This is a genomic window from Pseudomonas botevensis (assembly GCF_019145475.1).
Taxonomy (GTDB): Bacteria; Pseudomonadota; Gammaproteobacteria; order Pseudomonadales; family Pseudomonadaceae; genus Aquipseudomonas; species Aquipseudomonas botevensis.
Genome location: NZ_JAHTKI010000021.1, coordinates 127,249 through 150,060, shown reverse-complemented (window position 1 = coordinate 150,060; position 22,812 = coordinate 127,249). Strand labels below are relative to the sequence as shown.

The following is a 22,812-nucleotide window of genomic DNA, read 5'->3' as shown; positions in this document are numbered from 1 at the left end:
TCTGAATTTCAGGGGCTTTTTTTCGTCTGGTGTCCGGCCTGGTGGCGGTGGTGACCATCAGCCCCAGCCCTCCCGATTAACCCCACATTAACCCCCGTCTTTTTCCTGTCCATACAAGCTGTTACTGTACGGCCCACAAAGCCCAAGCCGCCTGGATCGGATCTGACTTGAAGCGCCCCCTCCTCCTGCTCCTGATCAGCCTGGCCTTGAGCTCCTCCGCAAGCGCGACGATCACCGAAAGTCACGGTTATGCGCAATTCGGCACGCTCAAGTACCCGGCCAGATTTACCCACTTCGACTGGGTCAACCCGCAAGCGCCCAAGGGCGGCACCTTACGGGTCATGGCGTTTGGCACCTTCGATACGCTCAATCCGTACACCTTCAAGGGCACCAGCCCCGTCACCACCGCGAACTTCCTGCAATACGGCATCAACGAGCTGAACGAGCCGCTGATGGTTGGCACCGGTCAGTATTCGCCGTCCGGGGATGAGCCGGCCTCCAGCTATGGCCTGATCGCACAATCGGTGGAGTACAGCGAAGATCGCAGCTGGGTCGTGTTCAATCTGCGCCCGGAAGCGCGCTTCCATGACGGCACGCCGATCACCGCCTATGACGTGGCGTTTTCCTATCGCCTGCTGCTCAAGGAAGGTCATCCGCTGTATCGCACGGCCCTGCAGGAAGTGTTGCGGGTCGACATCCTCAACCCGCAGCGCATTCGTTTCGTGATGAAGCGCTCCGGCAACCCGCTGCTGATCCTGCGTCTCGGCGAATTGCCGGTGCTGCCGCAACACTACTGGAAAGGCCGGGATTTCAAGGCCACCACGTTCGAGCCGCCCCTGGGCAGCGGGCCGTATCGCATCACCTCGGTGACTCCGGGGCGCCAACTGGTGTTCGAACGGGTCAAGGATTACTGGGGCAAGGATCTGCCGGTCAATCGCGGCAAGTACAATTTCGATCGCATGGAAGTCGAGTTCTATCGCGACAGCGACGTGGCGTTCGAAGCGTTCAAGGCCGGTGAGTTCGACATCTACATCGAACACCAGGCGAAGAACTGGGCCAACGGCTACAACTTTCCGGCAGTGCGCCGGGGCGATGTGATCAAGGCGCAGATTCCGCACCAGATTCCGACCCAGAGCCAGGGCCTGTTCATGAACACCCGGCGGCCGACCTTCTCGGAGGTCAAGGTGCGCGAAGCCCTGGGCCTGATGTTCGACTTCGAGTGGACCAACCGCGCGCTGTTCAGCGACGCCTACCGGCGCAGCACCAGCTATTACCCGAACAGCGAATTCACCGCCAGCGGCCTGCCGGTCGGTCACGAGTGGCTGATGCTCAAGCCGTACAAGGATCAACTGCCGGCGCGGCTGTTCACCGAACCGTTCAGCCTGCCGCAGACCGATGGGCGCGGCATCCCCCGGGAAACCATGCGCAAGGCCCTGGCGCTGCTGGCCGAGGCTGGCTGGAAGCTCAACGGCCAGCGCCTGCAGAACGCCGCCGGCCAGCCGCTGAGCTTCGAGTTGCTGCTGGTCAACCCGAACCTGGAACGCATCCTTCAGCCCTACATCGAAAACCTCAACAGCATCGGCATCGACGCGCGCCTGCGCACGGTGGATCGCGCCCAGTACAAACAACGCCTGGATCAGTTCGATTTCGACATGATCCTGATGACCCTGAACCAGACCCTCAGCCCGGGCCTGGAGCAATGGCAGTATTTCCACTCCAGTCAGGTCGGGATCAAGGGCAGCAAGAATTACGCGGGCATCGCCAACCCGGTGGTCGACCATCTGCTCGAACAGTTGCTCGCCGCCCGCACCCGCGACGAACAGGTCGCCGCCGGCAAGGCCCTCGACCGCGTGCTGCTGTGGCAGCACTACAGCATTCCCAACTGGTATCTCAATTATCACCGTCTGGCGTACCGCAACCGGTTCGCCTTCGTCACCACGCCGCCCTACACCCTGGGTTTGAGCGCGTGGTGGCTGAAATCTTCGGAGAAGGATCAATGAAGCCTTTGCGTGCCCTGCTCGTGCAGGCCGGCGGCTTGCTGTTCGCCGGGCTGGCCTGCGCCGCCCCGCAACACGCCGTGACCCTGTACAACGAGCCGCCGAAATACCCGGCCGACTTCAAGCAGTTCGATTATGTGAACCCCAAAGCGCCCAAGGGCGGCATTTTCCGTCAGGCCGGGTTCGGCGGCTTCGACAGCCTCAACCCCTTCATCAGCAAGGGCGTACCGGCGGATGACGTCGGGCAGATCTACGACACCCTGACCAAACACAGCCTCGACGAACCGTTCACCGAATACGGCCTGGTCGCCGCCCAGATCGAGAAGGCCCCGGACAACAGTTGGGTGCGCTTCTACCTGCGTCCCGAAGCGCGCTTCCACGATGGCCACCCGATGCGTGCCGAAGACGTGGTATTCAGCTTCCAGACCCTGACCAAGGAAGGCTCACCGCTGTTTCGCGGTTACTACAGCGACGTTGAGGAAGTGATCGCCGAAGATCCACTCAAAGTCCTCTTCAAGTTCAAGCACACCAACAACCGTGAGTTGCCGCTGATTCTCGGCCAGTTGCCGGTGCTGCCGAAACACTGGTGGGCCAGCCGCGATTTCACCAAGGGCAATCTGGAAATCCCGCTGGGCAGCGGCCCGTACCGGGTCACCCAGGTGAAGGCCGGGCGCTCGGTGCGCTACGAGCGGGTCAAGGACTACTGGGGCAAGGACCTGCCGGTCAATCGCGGTTTCTACAACTTCGACGTGATGACCACCGACTATTACCGCGACAACACCGTGGCGCTGGAAGCCTTGAAGGCCGGGCAGTTCGACTACTGGCTGGAAATGACGGCGAAGAACTGGGCCAACGCCTACAACGTCCCGGCGGTCACCGAGGGCCGGTTGATCAAGGAACTGATCCCCAACGGCAATCCCACCGGCATGCAGGGTTTCGTCTACAACCTGCGTCGCCCGGTGTTCCAGGATGTGCGGGTGCGTCAGGCGCTGAGCCTGCTGTTCGACTTCGAATGGACCAACAAACAGCTGTTCAACAGCGCCTACGCGCGCACCCGCAGCTATTTCGAAAACTCGGAAATGGCCGCCACCGGCCTGCCGGACGCCGATCAACTGGCGATCCTCGATCCTTTTCGCAGCAAGCTGCCGGCCCAGGTGTTCAGCGAAGCCTTCGAAAGCCCCAAGACCGATGCCAGCGGCATGATCCGCACCCAGCAACGCGAGGCCTATCAACTGCTGCAAGAGGCAGGCTGGAAGATCGTCGACGACAAGATGGTCGATGCCAGCGGCAAACCGGTGGTCATTGAATTCCTGCTCGCGCAGACCGATTTCGAACGGGTGCTGCTGCCGTTCAAGCGCAACCTCAGCGATCTGGGGATCGATCTGGTGATCCGCCGCGTCGATGTCTCGCAGTACGTCAACCGCGTGCGCTCGCGGGACTTCGACATGATCGTCGGCAGCTTCTCGCAATCCAACTCGCCGGGGAACGAGCAGCGTGAGTTCTGGATGAGCGCCGCCGCCGACAAGCCCAGCAGCCGCAACACCATGGGCCTGAAGGATCCGGTGGTGGACCAACTGGTCGAGCAACTGATCAATGCCGACTCGCGCAAAAGCCTGGTGGCCCACGCCCGGGCGCTGGACCGTGTGCTGCAATGGGGCTACTACGTGATCCCCAACTGGCACATCAAGACCTGGCGCGTGGCCTACTGGAACCACATCGGCCACCCGAAAGTCTCTCCCCGGTACGACATCGGCATTAATACCTGGTGGGTCAAACCCGATACGAAACCTGCGGTAGAAGTCGAAACCCAACTGCAAGCCGAACCTGTGGGCACGGAGTAATCAGATGCTGGCGTACATTTTTCGACGACTGTTGCTGATTATCCCGACCCTGTTCGGCATTCTGCTGATCAACTTCGTGATCATCCAGGCCGCGCCCGGCGGGCCGGTGGAGCAGATGATCGCCAAACTCGAAGGCTTCGAGGGCGCCACCAGCCGCATCGCCGGCGGCGGTGCCGAAGTGTCGGTGGCCGGTTCCGCCTATCGCGGTGCGCAAGGCCTGGACCCGGCGCTGATCAAGGAAATCGAACACATGTACGGGTTCGACAAGTCGGCCCCGGAACGCCTGTGGATCATGGTCAAGAACTACGCCCGACTGGACTTCGGCGACAGCTTCTTCCGCGATGCCAAGGTCATCGATCTGATCAAGGAAAAGATGCCGGTGTCGATCTCCCTCGGGCTGTGGAGCACCCTGATCATGTACCTGGTGTCGATCCCGCTGGGGATCGCCAAGGCCACTCGTCACGGCAGTCATTTCGACGTCTGGACCAGTTCGGCAATCATCATCGGTTACGCGATCCCGGCGTTCCTGTTCGCCATCCTGCTGATCGTGGTGTTTGCCGGCGGCAGCTATCTGGACTGGTTCCCGCTACGCGGCCTGACCTCGAACAACTTTGACGAGTTGAGCCTGGGTGGCAAGGTCCTCGATTACTTCTGGCACCTGGCGCTGCCGGTGACGGCGCTGGTGATCGGCAACTTCGCGACCATGACCCTGCTGACCAAGAACAGCTTTCTCGATGAAATCAACAAGCAGTACGTGGTGACCGCCAAGGCCAAGGGCCTGACGCGCAACCGCGTGCTCTACGGTCATGTGTTCCGCAATGCCATGCTGTTGGTGATTGCCGGGTTCCCGTCGGCGTTCATCGGCATCTTCTTCACCGGTTCGTTGCTGGTGGAAGTGATTTTCTCCCTCGACGGCCTCGGCCTGATGAGTTTCGAAGCGGCGATCAACCGCGATTACCCGGTGGTGTTCGGCACCCTGTTCATCTTCACCCTGCTGGGGCTGGTGGTGAAACTGATCGGCGACCTCACCTACACCCTGGTCGATCCGCGCATCGACTTCGAAAGCCGGGAGCATTGAGATGAACCTGTCCCCTCTCAACCGCCGACGCTTCGAACTGTTCAAGGCCAACAAGCGCGGCTGGTGGTCGCTGTGGCTGTTTCTGCTGCTGTTCGGCCTGAGCCTCGGCGCCGAGTTGATCGCCAACGACAAACCGCTGGTGGTGCATTACGATAACCACTGGTATTTCCCGGCGATCAAGCGCTACCCGGAAACCACCTTCGGCGGCGAATTCCCGCTGGAAGCCAACTACAAGAGCCCGTACATCCGCGAACTGCTCAAGGCCAAGGACGCGTGGGTACTGTGGGCACCAATCCCGTTCAGCTACCAGAGCATCAACTACGACCTGAAAGTCCCGGCCCCCGCGCCACCCTCGGCGGACAACCTGCTGGGTACTGACGATCAGGGCCGCGACGTACTGGCGCGGGTGATCTACGGCTTCCGGATTTCGGTGCTGTTCGCCCTGACATTGACCGTACTGAGTTCGATCATCGGCGTGATCGCCGGGGCCTTGCAGGGTTTCTATGGCGGCTGGGTCGATCTGGCCGGCCAGCGTTTCCTGGAGATCTGGTCGGGCCTGCCGGTGCTGTACCTGCTGATCATTCTCGCCAGTTTCGTGCAGCCCAACTTCTGGTGGCTGCTGGGGATCATGCTGCTGTTTTCCTGGATGAGCCTGGTGGACGTGGTGCGCGCCGAGTTCCTGCGCGGGCGCAACCTCGAATACGTGCGCGCGGCGCGGGCGCTAGGGATGCAGAACGGCGCGATCATGTTCCGCCACATCCTGCCGAACGCCATGGTCTCGACCATGACCTTCATGCCTTTCATCCTGACCGGCGCCATCGGCACCCTCACCGCGCTGGACTTCCTCGGTTTCGGCTTGCCGGCCGGCAGTCCGTCGCTGGGTGAGCTGGTGGCCCAGGGCAAATCCAACCTGCAAGCCCCGTGGCTGGGCATGAGCGCGTTCGCCGTGCTGGCCCTGATGCTCAGCCTTTTGGTGTTCATCGGCGAATCCGCCCGCGATGCCTTCGACCCGAGGAAGTGAAATGAATCAGGACAATCTGATCGAAGTCCGCGACCTGGCCGTCGAATTCGGCACCGGCGAGCGCTCGCACCGGGTGGTGGAAGGCATCAGCTTCGATATCAAGCGTGGCGAAACCCTGGCCCTGGTCGGCGAAAGCGGTTCGGGCAAGTCGGTGACGGCGCATTCGATCCTGCGCCTGCTGCCCTACCCGCTGGCCCGACATCCGGCCGGCAGCATCAATTACGCCGGGCAAAACCTGCTGGAGCTGAAGGAAAAAACCATCCGCCACATCCGGGGCAACCGGATCGCGATGATCTTTCAGGAGCCGATGACCTCGCTCAATCCGCTGCACTCGATCGAGAAGCAGATCAACGAGGTGCTGGGCATCCACAAGGGCCTGACCGGCAAAGTCGCGACCAAACGCACCCTGGAACTGCTGGAGATGGTCGGCATCCCCGAGCCGCACAAGCGCCTCAAGGCCCTGCCCCACGAATTGTCCGGCGGCCAGCGCCAGCGGGTGATGATCGCCATGGCCCTGGCCAACGAGCCGGAACTGCTGATCGCCGACGAACCGACCACCGCGCTGGACGTGACCGTTCAGCTGAAAATCCTCGATCTGCTCAAAGAATTGCAGGCCCGTCTGGGCATGGCGCTGTTACTGATCAGTCACGATTTGAACCTCGTGCGAAGAATTGCGCATCGCGTATGTGTCATGCAGCGCGGTTGCATCGTCGAACAGGCATCGTGCGAAGAGCTGTTCCGTTCGCCGCAGCATCCGTACACTCGGGAACTGCTGGCAGCAGAGCCCAGCGGAGGCCCGGCGGGCAATAAAATCGGTGCGCCGCTATTGCAGGTCGAGGACTTGAAAGTCTGGTTCCCGATCAAGAAAGGCTTGTTCAAACGCACGGTGGATCACGTCAAGGCAGTGGACGGCATCCATTTCAGCCTGCCGCAGGGGCAGACCCTGGGGATCGTGGGTGAAAGCGGTTCCGGCAAATCCACGCTGGGTCTGGCGATTTTGCGGTTGATCGGCAGCAAAGGCGTGATCCGTTTCGAGGGCAAGCAGCTAGACTGCCTGACGCAGAACGAGGTTCGCCCGTTGCGCCGGGAGATGCAGGTGGTGTTCCAGGATCCGTTCGGCAGCTTGAGCCCGCGGATGTGCGTGAATGACATCGTTGGTGAAGGCCTGCGGATCCACAGGATCGGCACAGAGGCAGAACAGGAGGCGGCGATTATCGCTGCGCTCAAGGAGGTAGGTCTGGATCCGGAAACCCGGCACCGCTACCCCCACGAATTTTCCGGTGGGCAACGGCAACGAATCGCCATTGCCCGGGCCCTGGTGCTCAAACCGGCGCTGATCCTGCTGGACGAGCCGACTTCGGCGCTCGACCGGACGGTGCAGCGGCAAGTGGTGGAGCTGTTGCGTTCACTGCAAGCCAAGTACAACCTGACGTATTTGTTCATCAGCCATGACCTGGCTGTCGTCAAAGCGCTGAGCCACCAGTTGATGGTGGTCAAGCATGGCCAAGTGGTCGAACAGGGAGACGCGCAAGACATTTTTGCCGCCCCCCAACATCCGTATACACAGCAGTTGCTGGAAGCCGCTTTTCTGGCACCAGCCACTGCGCAATAACCTGAAAGAGGAGCAACACATGGGTTTTCTCGCCGGTAAGCGCGTACTGATCGTCGGTGTCGCCAGCAAGCTGTCCATCGCATCCGGCATCGCTGCCGCCATGCATCGCGAGGGCGCTGAGCTTGCCTTCACTTATCAGAACGACAAACTGAAAGGTCGTGTCGAAGAGTTCGCACAGGGCTGGGGTTCGAGCCCTGAGCTGTGCTTCCCGTGCGACGTGGCCAGTGATGAAGAAATCACCCAGGTCTTCGAAGCGCTGAGCAAGAAGTGGGACGGCCTGGACTGCATCGTTCACTCCGTTGGCTTCGCCCCGGGCGACCAACTGGACGGCGACTTCACCGAAGCCACCACCCGTGAAGGTTTCCGCATCTCCCACGACATCAGCGCCTACAGCTTCGTGGCCCTGGCCAAGGCCGGTCGCGAAATGATGAAGGGCCGCAACGGCAGCCTGCTGACCCTGTCGTACCTGGGCGCCGAGCGCACCATGCCGAACTACAACGTGATGGGCATGGCCAAGGCTTCGCTGGAAGCCGGCGTGCGTTACCTGGCCGGTTCCCTGGGCCCGGACGGCACCCGCGTCAACTGCGTATCGGCCGGTCCGATCCGTACCCTGGCAGCCTCGGGCATCAAGAACTTCCGCAAGATGCTCGCCGCCAACGAAGCGCAAACCCCGCTGCGCCGCAACGTCACCATCGAAGAAGTCGGCAACGCCGGCGCCTTCCTGTGCTCCGACCTGGCGTCGGGCATCAGCGGTGAAATCATGTACGTGGACGGCGGCTTCAACACCACCGCCATGGGCAGCATCGAAGAGTAATCTTCGGTCAGCCGATAAAAAACCCGCCCAATGGCGGGTTTTTTCATGCCTGCGTTTCCAGGCACCGGGCAAACAACTGTTGAATCGGTTGAGAGCGCTGGCTGTAGCGCTGTAACAACACCATCTCGCGATAGAACGTCAGCTCCCCCAGTTCGATCACCCTCACCTTCAGCGGATGCTCAAGCCACAGCCCTGCTCTGGGCAACAGAGAAACCCCGAGCCCGCATTCGACCATCTTCACGATGGCTTCCAGTTCATCCAGTTCCAGCGCCACCCGCACGTCTATCCGCTGTTCGCGCAGAAACCGCGTCACCAGCCGGCCACCGAACGAGTTGCGGTCGTAGCGCACGTGGGGTTGGTCGGCGAGCAGTTGCAGCGGATCGTCGCCTTCGACCGTCGGCGACACGATCAGCACGAAAGGTTCGCGCCGGATCACCTGAGCCGACAACTCCTTGGGCAGCTCGAACGGCGGCTTGATCATGATCGCCAGATCGACTTCGCCGGCATCCACCTGGCTCAGCAGGTTCAGCGACACCCCCGGCACCAGTTTCGGCTCAAGACCCGGCGCCTGCTGACGCAATCGCAACAAGGCCTGCGGCAGCAGCCCGGTCTGCGCGGTGGCGACAGCGCCGATTTTCAGTTCGCCGCGAAACTCGCTGACCTCTTCGCTGACCGCCATGCGCTGGAAGGTGGCCAGCATGTCCTGCGCCATCGGCACTGCGCGCTGCCCCGCCGGGTTGAGGATCGCTTGACGTCCGGTGCGATCAAACAGACGTACGCCCAGCGCCTGTTCCAGATTGCGGATCTGCGCGCTGACGGCCGATTGGGTCAGCCCGATGTGCAAACCGGCGGCGGCAAAAGTGCCATGGCGCGCCACCGCGAGAAAGGTTTTGAGTTCACGCAGCATGCGCACCTCGTTCAATCGAAATAATTTGAGCTCGGCGCAAAAACTATCGTCTTTCCATCGAAAAGCACAGCGCTAGACTCTATGCACCTACTCCATTGATCGAGACTTACAGCATGCAGCTCAGCCCTTTCCATCTGGCCATTCCGGTGTACGACCTGGCCGCCGCACGGCATTTCTATCGGGAGGTGTTTGGTCTGGAGGAAGGCCGCTCCAGCGATCACTGGGTCGATTTCAATTTTTTCGGCCATCAACTGGTGATCCATCTCGCGCCGAAGAATGCCTCCCAGGAAGCCGCCCACACCAATGCCGTGGACGGCCACGACGTACCGGTGCCGCATTTCGGCGTGGTGTTGGGCATGGACGAATGGCAGGCGCTGGCCGAGCGCTTGCAATCGCTGGGTACGCGGTTTGTGATCGAGCCGGGGATTCGCTTTCAGGGCCAGGTCGGCGAACAGGCGACGATGTTTCTGTTCGACCCGTGCGGCAATGCTTTGGAGTTCAAAGCGTTCAAGGATATCGGGCAGTTGTTTGCCAAGTAGCGCGGGGGAACCTGTAAGGACGCCTTCGCGGGCAAGCCCGCTCCCACAAAAGCTGCACAGTCCAGTGTGGGAGCGGGCTTGCCCGCGAAGGGGCCGGGATTAACGCCGCTTCAGCGCCTGCTTGTGCGCATACATCGCGCCGTCGGCGTCCGCCAACAGGCGCGCCACGCTGTCATGGCGCTGCGGATCGTACTCGATCTGGCCGACGCTGAAGCGGATGTCATAACCGCGCTGCAGCGTGGCATTGCGCTCGTCGAGGATTTCCTTGAGTCGCGCCATGATCGCCGTCGTCTCCACATGGCTGGAACCCGTGAGCAGCGCCACGAACTCATCGCCGCCCAGACGTCCGATGACATCGCTCTCGCGAAACGCAACGCGCAATACATCGGCAAAGGTTTTCAGCGCGCTGTCACCTTCGGCATGCCCGAAGAGATCGTTGATCTGCTTGAAATCATTGAGGTCGAAAAACAGCAATGTCGCCGGCTTATCCACCCGTGCGCAGGCGTCCAGGCCGTGCTGCGCCAGCGCCTTGAAGCCCCGGCGGTTGGACAGCAGCGTCAGTTCGTCCATGCTCGCCATCTGCACGGCCATCAATTCCTGCTCGGCCATCCGCGCCAGATCGCGCAGCAATTCGCGCTCATCATCGTCGAGCTGACGGGGTTTGGTGTCGATCAGGCATAACGTGCCGAGCTTGCTGCCATCGGCGACCTGCAACGGACAACCGGCGTAGAAACGAATACCCGGGTCGCCCGTCACCAACGGGTTGTCATGAAAGCGCTCATCCTGCGCCGCGTCGCTGATCTGCAGAATCTGATCGCCGAGGATCGCATGCCCGCAAAACGACACGTCGCGTCCGGTTTCCGTGGCGTTGAGACCCACACACGACTTGAACCACTGCCGCTCGGCATCCACCAGGCTGACCAGGGCGATCGGCACATTGAACACCCGCCGCGCCAGACGGGTCAGGCGGTCGAAGCGCTCTTCGGGAACGGTATCGAGGACATTGAGCCCGTGCAGAGTCTTTATACGGGCGTGTTCATTGACGGGTTTTTCGGGCGCCAGCATCAGTCACTCCATTGAGGTATCTGTTCTTTAGAGTAGACCACGCCCGGTTCTACTCCCTCGCCGCGCCGCCGTCGGTCAGCTTCCGGCGACCGGACATGGCCCGCCGGCATCGGCCCAGAGCTTGAACTGGGTGACGAAGATGTCGTGCGGCACCGGCACTGGTTGCCGCCCCGCTCCGGGATTCCAGCCCCACAGCACCAGTTTGTCCTCGCTGACGTGCTTGATCAGCGCGGCGAAATCGCGATCGCCGTTGCTCGCACGATCCTTGATCATCGCGCACAGGCGATCCGCCGGCAGACCGATCCAGGCCATTTTGTGCGCGGCCGGCGGCAGGCTCCAGTGCGGCGCTCCGGGCGGCGCGTGGGAGCCGTAACTGGCCGGTGGATTGTTTTCGGCGTGGCAGGTGGCACAGGGCAAACCGGCGGCGCCCTTGCCGTCCATGCCCCGCACCACGTTCATCGCGTGGGGTATGCCGGCATCGAACTGCAACGGCGAGTCACCGGGAATGTGGCAGTTCTGGCAACGCGGGCTCTGGAACACTTTCTGTACCGTGCCGAAGGCTTTCAGGGCCTCCTGATCGTCGGCGAACAGATCCGAGGCGTAGCCGCCGAGGCCGAGCAGAATCACCGTTCCCAACAGCAGATGACGTTTCATCTCACACTCCCGACAGTTGCAGCGGCAGTTCCCGCAGACGCTGCCCGGTCAAGGCAAACACCGCGTTGGCCACCGCCGGCGCGGTGGGCGGCACACCGGCCTCGCCAATACCCCCGGGCTTTTCGCTGCTGGGCAACAGATGCACCTCGACCAACGGCATCTCGTTCAGCCGCAACACTTGATAGTCGTGGTAGTTGGACTGTTGAACCTGGCCGTTCCTGATCGTCAGTTTGCTGCGCAGGGCCATACCCAGGCCGAAGGTGATGCACGACTCCATCTGCGCGGCGATGCTCTGCGGATTGACCGCAATCCCGCAATCCACCGCACACACCACCCGATGCACGCGGATCGCCAGATTGTCCTGGGACACCTCGGCCACCTGCGCCACATAACTGCCGAACGATTCATGCACCGCCACGCCGAGGGCGTGGCCATCGGGCAGCGGCGCTTTCCAGTTGGCTTTCTCCACCGCCAGGTTCAGTACGCCGAGGTGCCGTGGATGATCCTTGAGCAGGATTCGCCGGTACTCCACCGGGTCCTTGCCCGCCGCCGTCGCCAGCTCATCGATCAACGACTCCATGACAAACGCGGTGTGGGTATGCCCCACCGAACGCAGCCACAGCACGTTGATGCCGGTCTGTGGCGAATGCAGTTCGACCTGCTGGTGCGCCAGTCCCTTGATGTAAGGACTGTCCGCCACGCCCTCGACCGACGTCGGGTCGATGCCGTTCTTGACCATGGTGGCTTCGAGCAAGGTGCCGGTCATGATCGACTGCCCGACCAGCACATGCTGCCAGGCTTGCGGCAAGCCATCGGCACCGAGTCCGATGCGCGCCTGATGCAGGAACATCGAGCGGTAATAGCCGCCCCGGATATCATCCTCGCGCGCCCACACGGTTTTCACCGGCAGGGCGGCGGCTTTCGCCACTTGCACCGCTTCGGCGACAAAGTCCGAGGTCGGGTTGGCCCGACGACCAAAGCCACCGCCGAGAAATTCAGTGTGAATCTCGACCTGTTCCGGTTTGAGCCCGGTGATCTTGCCGGCGATCATCTGATCCAGTGTCTGGAACTGGGTGCCGGTCCAGATCTCGCATTTTTCCGCGCTGATTTTCACCGTGCAATTGAGCGGCTCCATCGGCGCATGGGCCAGGTACGGCACGCTGTACTCGACGTCGATTTTCTTCGCCGCTTTGCCGAAGTTGGCCTCGGCGTCCCCGGCCTGACTGGCGGAAGTCCCCGGCGTGGCCGCCAGTTTGCGAAAACTCTCCAGCAGCTTCTCACTGCTCAGGTCCGCGTGCGGCCCCTTGTCCCATTCGACCTTCAAGGCATCGCGCCCCAGCTTCGCCGCCCAATAATGCTCAGCGATCACCGCCACCCCGCTCGGCACCTGCACGACCTTGTGCACACCCGGCACCGCCAGCGCCTCGGCGCCTTCGAAGGACTTGACCGTGGCGCCGAACACCGGCGCGCGGGCGACCATCGCCGTCATCAGGCCGTCGAATTGCACATCCATGCCGAATTTGGCGCGACCGGTGATTTTCTCCGGGGTGTCGAGGCGTCTGGTCGGTTTGCCGATGACCTTCCAGTCCTTGGCTTCCTTGAAAGTGATCGACTTCGGATCCGGCACCGGCAGTTGTCCGGCGGCGTCCGCCAGCTCGCCATAAGTCGCCTGTTTATCGCCAGCGATCACCACACCAGATTCGGTGCGAATCGCCGACGGCGCGACCTCGAAACGTTTGGCCGCCGCTTCGACCAACATCTGCCGCGCGGTGGCGCCGGCCAGGCGATAGCGGTCGAACTCCATCCAGGTCGACGTCGAGCCGCCGGTGATCTGCATGCCGCCAAAGGCCGGCAGACCGTAATCGACAGCCGAGGCCGGCGCGTGTTCGACACGGATTTTTGACCAGTCGGCGTCCAGCTCTTCGGCGATCAGCATGGTCAGGCCGGTCCAGATGCCCTGGCCCATTTCCGAGTGCCCCAGCAACACGGTCACGCTGTTATCGGCAGCGATGCGCAGGAACGCATTCGGCGCGAAGGTCTTGCCTTCATTCTCTGCCGCACGGGCAAAGCGATGGCCGCCGGGGACGACGAACGCCACCACCAGACCGCCACCCAGCACGACGCTGCCCTTGAGAAAACCGCGACGGGATACAGGACTGTTCATGGCACATCTCCCCTCGCCCGGTTCAACCGATGTCGGCGGCGCGTTTGACCGCCGCCCGGATTCTTGGATAGGTGCCGCAGCGGCAGATGTTGCCGGAGAGCGCCTGGTCGATATCGCTGTCGGTGGGCTTGGGGATTTTCGCCAGCAGCGCGGCGGCAGACATGATCTGCCCGGACTGGCAGTAGCCGCATTGCACCACGTCCAGCTCGGCCCAGGCCTGTTGCACCGGGTGCGAGCCGTCGCTGGACAGGCCTTCGATGGTGAGGATTTTTTGCCCGTGGGCCACCGCCGTGGCCGGCGTGATACACGAGCGCAGCGGCGCGCCATCGACATGCACGGTGCAGGCCCCGCACTGGGCCATGCCGCAACCGAACTTGGTGCCGGTCAGGTGCGCGACGTCGCGCAGAACCCAGAGCAACGGCATGTCCGCCGGGACATCGAGCTCCTGATCCTTACCGTTGATATTCAAGGTCAGCATCGGGGATTTCCTCAGACTCACGGTGTTCTGAAGGGGCGCCGCTGTGGTCTTTCACGACCTACGCGCGCCTCGGCTTATCCCATTGAGCTAAGCGCAATTTGCCCCGACGGCCAGCCGTCACGACCGCCGGTCATGGGCGGCTACGGCTCGGAACGCCCGCTGCCTTCGCGATCGCCCTGATAATGCCTGGCCAGGGTAAACGCCGGCAGCCACGACTCGCGCCGCACGACCCAACTTTCGTAGGTCGGTTGCAGTTGATCGGGGGCATCGAGCGAGCCCAGGTTGATTTCGACCTCATCGCCGGTCCGGGCGAATACTGAAGATCCGCAGCGCGGACAGAAGAATCGTCCGGCGTAGTCACGGGTTTGGCCGCTGATGGTCACTGCTGTCTCGGGGAAGATCGCCGAGGCATGAAACAGCGCGCCGTGATGCTTGCGGCAATCCAGGCAATGACACAGGCCAACCCGCCACGGCCGCCCCACGGCCTCGATCCGGACATCGCCGCACAGGCAACCGCCAGTGAATCGGTCCATTGCTCACCTCCTCTGCCAATCACCACTGAGCGTTTGAAATTAGCAGGCAAATGGCCAACCGCTTACAATCACGTCCCTTTTCCCCGATTAACAGGCCAGTCCGTTCATGGCGCTTGACCCTCCCACGATGCTGACCCTCTCGACCGCCCTCGCAGCGGCTGCCGCGCTGTACCTGGCCGTCGAGTGGCGCAGCATTCGTGAATCCTCGCTGCTGTTCTGGAGCGCAGGCTTCGCCACGATCACCGTGGGCTCGACCCTGGCCTTGCTGCGTGGCAGCGGTTTTCTGTTCATCGGCATCTGGTTCGCCAACGGTCTGCTGGTGCTCGCTCACTGGCTGTTTCTGCTGGGCGTGGCGCGTTTCACGCAACAGCGCCTGTCCCGTGTCTGGTATCTGATGTTCTGCGCCTGGCTGGCCCTGCTGTTGCTACCGGACGATCCGTCGTGGTCGAAGATCATGCTGGTCGCCAACTCGCTGCTGGTGGCCCTGCCGACGCTCAAGGGCAGTTTTCTGCTGCGGCCCCATGGCAAGTCGCTGAGTATCGGGGCGGTGCAACTGCGCTGCGTGCTGCTGGTCCATGGACTGTTCTATGTCGCCAAGGCGACCACGGTGATCATTCCGGGCACGTTGATCGACCTGGCCGCGTTTCGTGGCGAGATCATCCAGATTTCCCTGGTCGAAGGCGCGATGGCGATCATGTTGATCGCGCTGTCGATGACCGGCACCGAGCGTTATCGCCGGGAGAAACAGATTGCCCGACTGGCCGCGCGCGACCCGCTGACCGCCCTGTACAACCGCCGCGCTCTGGAAATGCGGGCGCCACGGTTGCTGGATGACGTCTCCAGCAACCGACGCGGCGCCCTGCTGTTGATCGACATCGACAATTTCAAACTGATCAACGACCTCTACGGCCACACCGCTGGCGACCGCTTGCTCATCAGCCTGAGTGAAATGATCCGCGCCGTGTTGCCCGAAGGCGCGCTGGCAGCCAGACTCGGCGGTGACGAGTTTGTCATCCTGCTCGGCGACACCTCCAACGAACAGGTTGTCGAACTGGGCGACAAGCTGCGTGAACAGTTTCACCAGAACGCCGCACAGACCTTCGTCACGCCCCAGGCGGTGACCCTGAGCATCGGCGCCACGCTGTTTACCCGGCCACCGGCCAACCTGACGGCATTGATCGAACAGGGCGACGCCGCGCTGTACGAATCCAAGCGCGGCGGACGTGACCGGATCCGCCTGATCGACCCCGCGTTTTAATCCGCCACTGGAGATCGCCATGTCCGCCCCCGAATCCGATCTCTTGCAGAGCTGGCAGCACAACGCCCGATCCTGGATCGAGGCGATCCGCAGCGGCGCCATCGACAGCCGCCTGCAAGTCACCGACCAGGCGATTCTGCTGGCAGTGATGGGCCGCCAGCCCGGGCGCGTGCTCGACCTGGGCTGCGGTGAAGGCTGGCTGTTGCGGGCACTGGCTGACCGGGGCATCACAGCGGTCGGCGTGGACGGCGATCCGACGCTGATTGAAGCGGCGCGTGCGGCCGGCTCAGCGGATGTTCACGTCGCCAGCTACGAAGCCCTGGCGCAAGCGCAGTTGGACGTCGGCCGCGATTACGACCTGATCTGCGCCAACTTCTCGCTGCTGCATCAGGACATCATTCCCTTGCTCGCCGCGATGAACGCCCTGCTCGTCCCCGGCGGCACACTGGTGATCCAGACCCTGCACCCATGGGCCGTGGCAGCGGGCGACTATCAGGATGGCTGGCGAGAAGAAACCTTCGCCGGGTTCAAGGGCCAGTGGCAGCCGATGCCGTGGTATTTCCGCACGCTGTCGAGCTGGCTCAATGCGCTGGACATGGCGGGTTTTCAACTGGCCGGCCTGCAAGAGCCACAGCATCCGCAGAGTCCGGCGCCGCAGTCGTTGCTGATGACAGCGCTGCGCCGCTGAAGTGTGTCTCAGGCCACGGCCAGAGCGCGAGCGTTCCCCAGCCGGTATTGCGACAGCAGACGCAGCACATAACCGATCTTCAGCAGCGTCGGGCCAAGAATGGTCAGCGCGTGCATTCCCACCAACAGCGCAATCGGCATGTGCCCCTGGTAGAGATAGGCGCCATAGATCCCGGCCAGCAACATGATCAGGCCAGCGACGAGCACTTTGCTCGACAGGTGCAGAACGTTCAGCGGACTCTCGAAGAAAGCGAACATGTTGACGTACTCCTGAGCGATTCAGTTTGTACGTTAAACAGATCAATTCTCATGCCATCTAAATCAGCCTGCCAAATCAATGAGTTGGCACATCAAGAGTCAATTTGACTCAAACGCTTTAAAGTCAATTTGACTAATTAATGAGTCATTAGGACTACATTCAACGATCACCACCCAGCCTTCTACCTAAAAGCAAACCAATATCATTTGCGCAGTTTCCAGCCTTTTGCTTTAATCGCGACCCATTCTTATTTAGACCGATAAACCGGTCACCCTGGACGCTTGCCCCGAATGACGGTCGCCGACACCTCTCTCGTGCAAAACCTCTACCTCAGCCATCACCGCTGGCTGCATGAGTTATTGCGCCGACGCCTGAGCAACGCGATGGATGCCGCCGACCTGGCGCACGACACCTTCATTCGCGTTCTCAAGCGTCCGCAGACGTTCAACGGCGAAGTCCACGAGCGCTCGCATCTGGCGACCATCGCCCGAGGCCTGTGCGTCGATCACTGGCGCCGTCGGCAACTGGAACAGACCTGGCTGGAAACCCTTGCCAGTCGTCCGCCAGCCTTGCAGCCCTCGCCGGAGCAGCAGGCGATCATCGTCGAAACCCTGCATGAAGTTGACGCTATGCTCCAGCGTCTGCCGCAGCGAGTCAGCACCGCATTCATCCTCGCGCAACTGCACGGCATGCCCTACCGGCTGATCGCCGAGGAAATCGGCGTCAGCGAGCGGATGATCAAGAAGTACCTGGCCCAGGCGATGATGCATTGCGCGATGCTGGAAGCCGAACTCGACGGCCTGTTGATTGAGTAAGCCGATGAACCGACTCAGCCACGCCAGCCTCGAACAGGCGGCGCAGTGGTACGTGCAACTGCATGACGAGCAGGTGGCCGATCACGAGCGTCTGCGCTGGCAGGCATGGCTGGCGCAAAGTGCCGAGCATCAGGAAGCCTGGCGTTACGTGGAACGGGTCGGCCAGCGCTTCGCGCCATTGCAGGGTGAAAATGAAGCCCACGCCGTCAGCCACACATTGCGCAGCAGCCGCACGTCGATCAGCCGCCGTCAGTCGCTCAAAGGCTTGCTGATTCTCGCTGCGACCGGCCTGAGCGGCTGGGTTGCATGGCGCAGCACGCCGCTGCCGGACGCGGTCGAGCGACTGAGCGCCGACCTCTCCACCGGCACCGGGGAAACCCGCGAAGCGACCCTCAGCGACGGCAGCCGGATCTGGCTCAACGCCCTGAGCGCGCTCAACGTGCGCTTCGATACCACGCAGCGCTTGCTGCAACTGCGCGTCGGCGAAGTGCTGATCGAGACTGCCAAGGATGCCGGCCGCGCCTTTCTGGTCGATACCGCACACGGTCGGATGCAGGCGCTGGGCACCCGTTTCAGCGTGCGCCAGGACGATCGACAAACATGGCTTAATGTCTATGAAGGCGCGGTGCAAGTGCGTAATCGCCGGGATCAGGTCGAGGTTGTGCCGGCCGGGCGGCAACTGGTTTTCAGTGCCGGTCACCTGGGGGACGCAACGCCGGCCAATCCGTCCCGCGAAGCCTGGCGCCAGGGTCTGTTGCTGGCCGATAACCTGCCGCTGGGCGAATTGATCGAAGAACTGAGCCGTTACCGGCCGGGGCACCTGCATTGCGATCCGGCGGTGGCGGCGCTGCCCGTGATGGGTTCGTTCCCGCTCAGGGACACCGATCAGGCCCTGCGCCTGCTGGAAGCGGCGTTGCCGATCCGGGTCAACAAAACGCTCGGCTGGTGGGTCAATGTCGGGCCGAAAGGCTGACATCTTTCAATTCACGGTTCCCTTTTTTCGCGCTCATCCGGTTGACCTTGAGTAGTCCTTTGTTTGCCTTCGGGAACTCCATGCTGCGCTCCACGTTCGCTCGCACCCGTCTCGCCCTGATTCTGGCATCGACCCTGCCCGGACTGTGCGTGCCGCTGCTCGCGAGCGGCGCGGAGCAGCCCCCTGCACAGAAACATCACTTCAATATCGCCCCCGGTTCACTGGTCAGCGTGCTCAACCGTTTTGCCGAACAAAGCGGCGTGTTCCTCGCCGGCCACAATGACCTCGCGGCCGACCGGCGCAGCCCAGGGCTGGTGGGCGACTACACCGAACAACAAGCCCTGCGACGCCTGCTGCAAGGCAGCGGCGTACAGGTCCAGGCACAGAGCGGCGGCGGTTATGTGCTGCGGGCTGCGCCCTCCGCCGCAGGCCCGCTGGAACTGGACGTCACGACCGTTTCCGGCAAACACCTCGGCGCCATCACCGAGGGCACCCAGGCCTACACCACCGGCCAGACGTCGTCGGCCACCGGCCTGCCGCTGTCCCTGCGCGAAACCCCGCAATCGGTAACGGTGATCACCCGCCAGCAACTGGATGACCAGGGCGCCACCGGCATCGCCGACATCCTCCGTCGCGCCCCCGGCATCAGCGTGCAGAACTACGACAGCGAGCGCTGGGAGTTTTCCAGTCGTGGCGCGCCGATCACCAATTTCCAGTACGACGGGGTCAATACCGATTACGACGGCGTCTACGATTACGGCACCACCAGCACCGACATGGCGCCTTACGACCGGGTCGAGATCATCAAGGGCGCCACCGGCCTGATGACCGGTTCCGGCGATCCTTCGGCCACCGTCAACCTGATCCGCAAGCGTCCGACCGAAGCGTTCAAAGCCTCCGTCAGCGGCACCGTCGGCTCCTGGGACAACGCTCGCAGCGAGGCCGACATTGGCGGGCCGCTGACCGCCGACGGCCACCTGCGCGGGCGCTTCGTCGGCGTCCATCAGCAACGCAGCGCCTATGCCGATCACTACCGCAACAACAAGGACATCGCCTACGGCATCCTCGAAGCCGACCTCTCGCCAGACACCTTGCTGAGCATCGGTTTCGATCAACAGAACACCCGCTCACGGGGCGCCAGCTGGACCGGTTTCCCGATGTTCTACAGCGACGGCTCGCGCACGCACTTTTCGCGCTCGTTCAACCCGGCCACCGACTGGAGCCGCCGCGACTTCAGCAACCAGACGCTGTTCGCCGCGCTGACGCGACAACTGGCGAGCGACTGGACGTTCAAACTCAGCTACGACCGCAAACACCGCCAGCACGACACCCTGCTCGGCTCGGCCAGCGGCGGCAATCCCGATCCCGTCAGCGGCGATGGCATGTTCCTGTACATGGGCCGGTTCCAGGGCGATGAAGTCCAGGACAATTTCGACCTCAACCTCAGCGGCCCCTTCAGCCTGTTCGGCCGCGAACATCAGTTGCTCGCCGGGTTCATGTCGATGAACACCCGTCAGGACATCCCGGTCTACGGTTCGGTCTATCCGGCGCTCCGCGGCAGCATCTTCGACTGGCGCGGCGAATTCGCCAAACCGGACATCCCCCAGGTCGGCCGCGATGACATCCGGCAGAAGCAGACCGGCGCTTACCTCGCCACCCGACTCAAACCGACCGACGACCTGGCGCTGATTCTCGGCGGACGGGTCAGCGACTTCACCGCCAGCGACCACCTCGATTACAGCGACCCGACGCGTGCAGATGTGCGCGACGGCTATCGCCAGAGCGGCGTACTCACCCCCTACGCCGGCGTGGTCTACGACCTCGACGACCGCTACTCGCTCTACAGCAGCTACACGCGCATCTATCAGCCGCAAATGAGCAAGGACGCCTCGCGTCAGGTGCTGGACCCGGTGCAAGGCAACAGCCTCGAAGCGGGCGTCAAAGCGGAATACTTCGACGGTCGGCTCAATGCCGGTTTTGCCGTGTTCCGCATCGAGCAGGACAACATCGCCGAATACGTCAGCGGTTTCGACAGCGAGTCGGTGTACCGCCCCGTACAAGGTGCAACCACCAAAGGCTTCGAATTCGAACTGGCCGGCGAACTGCGCGAAGGCTGGAACCTCTCCGCCGGTTACGCCTTCAACCACACCCGCGACGCCAAGGGCGAGCCGGTGTATGGCGCGATCCTGCAAACCACCGCCCCCGAGCAGATCGTCCGGGTGTTCAGCAGCTATCGCCTGCCTGGTGCGTGGCAGAACCTCACGGTCGGCGCAGGCGTGAGCTGGCAGAGCGAATTCTTCGGCAACGTGTTCCAGCCCGACCCCGCCGATACGGACAACGGCGGCCACAACGTGCGCATCACCCAGGACAGCTATTACCTGGTGGATGCGATGGCGCGCTACCGCTTCAACGAACACCTGAGCACGACGCTCAACGTCAAGAACCTGTTCGACACGACCTACTACACCGGGCTGGGCAACTTCGGCACCGGGTTTTATGGCGAACCGCGCAATGTGCAACTGACAACGCGCTGGGATTTCTGAGGATCGACGAGTTGTCGATCTACGGCACGTCAAACCGATCAAGGACTGACTACGCTGTTAATCCAGCGTGTCTAACCTGCCGAGGATGACTGCCATGCAACGTTTTCAGAAGCTCACGCCGTGCCTGTGGTTCGATGACCAGGCCGAGGCGGCGGCCAAGTTCTACTGCTCGATCTTCGACCATTCGAAAATCACCGCCGTGACCCACTACAGCAAGGTCGGCCAGGAATTCCACGGGCGCCCGGAAGGCTCGGTGATGACCGTCAGCTTCGAACTCGACGGGCAGACTTTCACCGGGCTCAACGGCGGGCCGGTGTTCCAGTTCAACGAAGCGGTGTCGTTCCAGGTCAATTGCCAGAACCAGGAAGAAGTCGACCACTTCTGGGGCAATCTCGGGGACGGCGGGCCGGTGCAGGCGCAGCAGTGCGGCTGGCTCAAGGACAAGTTCGGTGTGTCCTGGCAGATCGTGCCGGTGGCGTTCATGCACATGATGACCGACCCCGACACGGCGAAAAGCCAACGGGCGATGCAGGCGATGATGCAGATGAAAAAACTCGACATCGCCGAACTCGAACGGGCCTTTGCCGGCCAGAGCTAATACACTCCAGCCCTGGCCTGCCGGGAACCACAACAATGAAACACGCTGCCGCCAAGAACCCTGAAAAAGCCCCGCGCTTCTGGCGCGACGACGCCCTGCCCTTCATCGAGGCACGGGCCATCGCCGATGGTCGCGAAGTCTGCTATTCGCGGCACTCCCACGCGCACTTCTCCATCGGCGCGATCACCGCCGGGCGCAGCACTTATGTACACGAGCAAGCGCAGTTCGAAGTCGGTGCCGGCACCGTGGTGCTGATGAACCCCGGCGATGTGCATGCCTGCAATCCGATCGATGACCAGCCCTGGTCGTACCTGATGCTGTACGTGGAAACCCCGTGGCTTGCGGATTTGCAGCAGCAGTTGGGCTTCAGCGGGGCGCTTGGGTTTCGGCGGTTTTCCAACACCCATCTGGACAACGCGCATGTCTTCAACGAGCTACGGGCGCTGTATGCCGTGCTGGTCGATGAGCAGCAGGATGTGCTGCGCAAACAGAGCGCGGCGGTGGAGTTTTTCAGCGACCTGCAATGGCGCCTGAACCCGGCCGGGCAACCGTTGCGCGAGCCGAACTTCAAGCTTGAACGGGCCGCCGGGTACATCCGCGAACATTGCACCGACCTGCTCAGTCTTGATGACATTTGCGCGGCTGCGCAATTGTCGCCGTCGTACCTGATCCGCGCGTTCAAACAGAACTACGGCATGACGCCCCATGCGTTTCTGGTCAACCAGCGCATCCAGTTCGCCCGCGAACGGTTGCGTAGCGGCCAGTTGATTGCCGATGTGGCACTGGAGGCAGGGTTTGCCGATCAGGCGCATTTCCAGCGAGCGTTCAAGCAGCATCTGGCGGCTACACCGGGGCAGTATCGGGGGTGACCACTGCGCGGCAAGGCTTTGGCGGCTGTACACGTTCTTTTCGGCCACCTCCCTCTCCCCCGGGGCGGCTCGATGTTTCGGGAGAGCCAGGTGGGCGGCGTTCTCTT

21 protein-coding genes are annotated in these 22,812 nt (G+C 62.4%); 14 read left to right on the top strand and 7 right to left on the bottom strand.

The window, feature by feature from the left end; translation table 11 throughout:
* Positions 1-167 precede the first annotated feature (167 nt).
* The 6 genes from KVQ74_RS22995 to fabI are packed head-to-tail and all read left to right on the top strand — an operon-like array spanning position 168 to position 8,363.
* Entirely contained in the window at positions 168-2,000 is a 1,833-nt protein-coding gene (locus KVQ74_RS22995; RefSeq protein WP_217833665.1) for an extracellular solute-binding protein, read from the top strand.
* Positions 1,997-3,838 carry an extracellular solute-binding protein gene (locus KVQ74_RS22990; protein WP_217833664.1) on the top strand — a complete coding sequence of 614 codons (1,842 nt, stop codon included), beginning with the start codon at positions 1,997-1,999 and terminating at the stop codon, positions 3,836-3,838. Before KVQ74_RS22995 ends, KVQ74_RS22990 begins: the two co-directional genes overlap by 4 nt.
* Before the next feature lie 4 nt (positions 3,839-3,842).
* Positions 3,843-4,916, top strand: coding sequence for a microcin C ABC transporter permease YejB (locus KVQ74_RS22985; protein WP_217833663.1), 1,074 nt, complete (start codon positions 3,843-3,845; stop codon positions 4,914-4,916).
* 1 nt (position 4,917) lies between these two features.
* Complete coding sequence (locus KVQ74_RS22980; protein ID WP_217833662.1) at positions 4,918-5,937, top strand: ABC transporter permease; 1,020 nt, start codon at positions 4,918-4,920, stop codon at positions 5,935-5,937.
* Between the two features lies 1 nt (position 5,938).
* Positions 5,939-7,549, top strand: coding sequence for an ABC transporter ATP-binding protein (locus KVQ74_RS22975; RefSeq protein ID WP_217833661.1), 1,611 nt, complete (start codon positions 5,939-5,941; stop codon positions 7,547-7,549).
* A gap of 19 nt (positions 7,550-7,568) precedes the next feature.
* The gene (gene fabI / locus KVQ74_RS22970) at positions 7,569-8,363 is read left to right on the top strand and encodes an enoyl-ACP reductase FabI (protein ID WP_217833660.1); all 795 of its coding nucleotides are present in this window, start codon (positions 7,569-7,571) and stop codon (positions 8,361-8,363) included.
* 43 nt (positions 8,364-8,406) lie between these two features.
* Here fabI and KVQ74_RS22965 read toward each other — a convergent pair whose 3' ends face one another.
* Positions 8,407-9,270: a LysR family transcriptional regulator gene (locus tag KVQ74_RS22965; RefSeq protein ID WP_217833659.1), complete on the bottom strand. Its 864-nt coding sequence runs from the start codon at positions 9,268-9,270 to the stop codon at positions 8,407-8,409.
* A 113-nt stretch (positions 9,271-9,383) separates the two neighbouring features.
* On the opposite strand from KVQ74_RS22965, the gene KVQ74_RS22960 reads away from it, so the two are divergent.
* Complete coding sequence (locus KVQ74_RS22960; protein ID WP_217833658.1) at positions 9,384-9,809, top strand: VOC family protein; 426 nt, start codon at positions 9,384-9,386, stop codon at positions 9,807-9,809.
* 99 nt (positions 9,810-9,908) lie between these two features.
* Here the strand turns inward: KVQ74_RS22960 and KVQ74_RS22955 are convergent, their stop codons facing one another.
* The 5 genes from KVQ74_RS22955 to KVQ74_RS22935 form a co-directional block, all read right to left on the bottom strand.
* Positions 9,909-10,874, bottom strand: a complete 966-nt coding sequence (locus tag KVQ74_RS22955) for a sensor domain-containing diguanylate cyclase (protein WP_217833657.1) — start codon at positions 10,872-10,874, stop codon at positions 9,909-9,911.
* Between the two features lie 75 nt (positions 10,875-10,949).
* A complete protein-coding gene (locus KVQ74_RS22950) occupies positions 10,950-11,528 on the bottom strand; it encodes a hypothetical protein (RefSeq protein WP_217833656.1) in 579 nt (192 codons plus the stop codon).
* A gap of 1 nt (position 11,529) precedes the next feature.
* Positions 11,530-13,692: a xanthine dehydrogenase family protein molybdopterin-binding subunit gene (locus KVQ74_RS22945; protein ID WP_217833655.1), complete on the bottom strand. Its 2,163-nt coding sequence runs from the start codon at positions 13,690-13,692 to the stop codon at positions 11,530-11,532.
* A 22-nt stretch (positions 13,693-13,714) separates the two neighbouring features.
* Entirely contained in the window at positions 13,715-14,170 is a 456-nt protein-coding gene (locus KVQ74_RS22940) for a (2Fe-2S)-binding protein (protein ID WP_007956954.1), read from the bottom strand.
* A 140-nt stretch (positions 14,171-14,310) separates the two neighbouring features.
* Complete coding sequence (locus tag KVQ74_RS22935; protein ID WP_217833654.1) at positions 14,311-14,703, bottom strand: GFA family protein; 393 nt, start codon at positions 14,701-14,703, stop codon at positions 14,311-14,313.
* Between the two features lie 106 nt (positions 14,704-14,809).
* Here KVQ74_RS22935 and KVQ74_RS22930 point away from each other — a divergent pair, with 106 nt between their 5' ends.
* The gene (locus tag KVQ74_RS22930) at positions 14,810-15,961 is read left to right on the top strand and encodes a GGDEF domain-containing protein (RefSeq protein ID WP_217833653.1); all 1,152 of its coding nucleotides are present in this window, start codon (positions 14,810-14,812) and stop codon (positions 15,959-15,961) included.
* Between the two features lie 19 nt (positions 15,962-15,980).
* Positions 15,981-16,649, top strand: a complete 669-nt coding sequence (locus KVQ74_RS22925) for a class I SAM-dependent methyltransferase (protein WP_217833652.1) — start codon at positions 15,981-15,983, stop codon at positions 16,647-16,649.
* Positions 16,650-16,657: 8 nt separating this feature from the next.
* Here the strand turns inward: KVQ74_RS22925 and KVQ74_RS22920 are convergent, their stop codons facing one another.
* A complete protein-coding gene (locus tag KVQ74_RS22920) occupies positions 16,658-16,906 on the bottom strand; it encodes a transmembrane sensor/regulator PpyR (RefSeq protein WP_217833651.1) in 249 nt (82 codons plus the stop codon).
* Positions 16,907-17,197: 291 nt separating this feature from the next.
* Here KVQ74_RS22920 and KVQ74_RS22915 point away from each other — a divergent pair, with 291 nt between their 5' ends.
* The 5 genes from KVQ74_RS22915 to KVQ74_RS22895 all read left to right on the top strand — a co-directional run bounded on the left by KVQ74_RS22915 (position 17,198) and on the right by KVQ74_RS22895 (position 22,705).
* The gene (locus tag KVQ74_RS22915) at positions 17,198-17,722 is read left to right on the top strand and encodes a sigma-70 family RNA polymerase sigma factor (RefSeq protein WP_217833650.1); all 525 of its coding nucleotides are present in this window, start codon (positions 17,198-17,200) and stop codon (positions 17,720-17,722) included.
* Positions 17,723-17,726: 4 nt separating this feature from the next.
* Entirely contained in the window at positions 17,727-18,695 is a 969-nt protein-coding gene (locus tag KVQ74_RS22910) for a FecR domain-containing protein (protein ID WP_217833649.1), read from the top strand.
* An 80-nt stretch (positions 18,696-18,775) separates the two neighbouring features.
* Positions 18,776-21,238: a TonB-dependent siderophore receptor gene (locus tag KVQ74_RS22905; RefSeq protein WP_217833648.1), complete on the top strand. Its 2,463-nt coding sequence runs from the start codon at positions 18,776-18,778 to the stop codon at positions 21,236-21,238.
* Positions 21,239-21,332: 94 nt separating this feature from the next.
* Positions 21,333-21,836 carry a VOC family protein gene (locus tag KVQ74_RS22900; protein WP_217833647.1) on the top strand — a complete coding sequence of 168 codons (504 nt, stop codon included), beginning with the start codon at positions 21,333-21,335 and terminating at the stop codon, positions 21,834-21,836.
* A gap of 35 nt (positions 21,837-21,871) precedes the next feature.
* Complete coding sequence (locus KVQ74_RS22895) at positions 21,872-22,705, top strand: helix-turn-helix transcriptional regulator (RefSeq protein WP_217833646.1); 834 nt, start codon at positions 21,872-21,874, stop codon at positions 22,703-22,705.
* Positions 22,706-22,812: the final 107 nt, after the last annotated feature.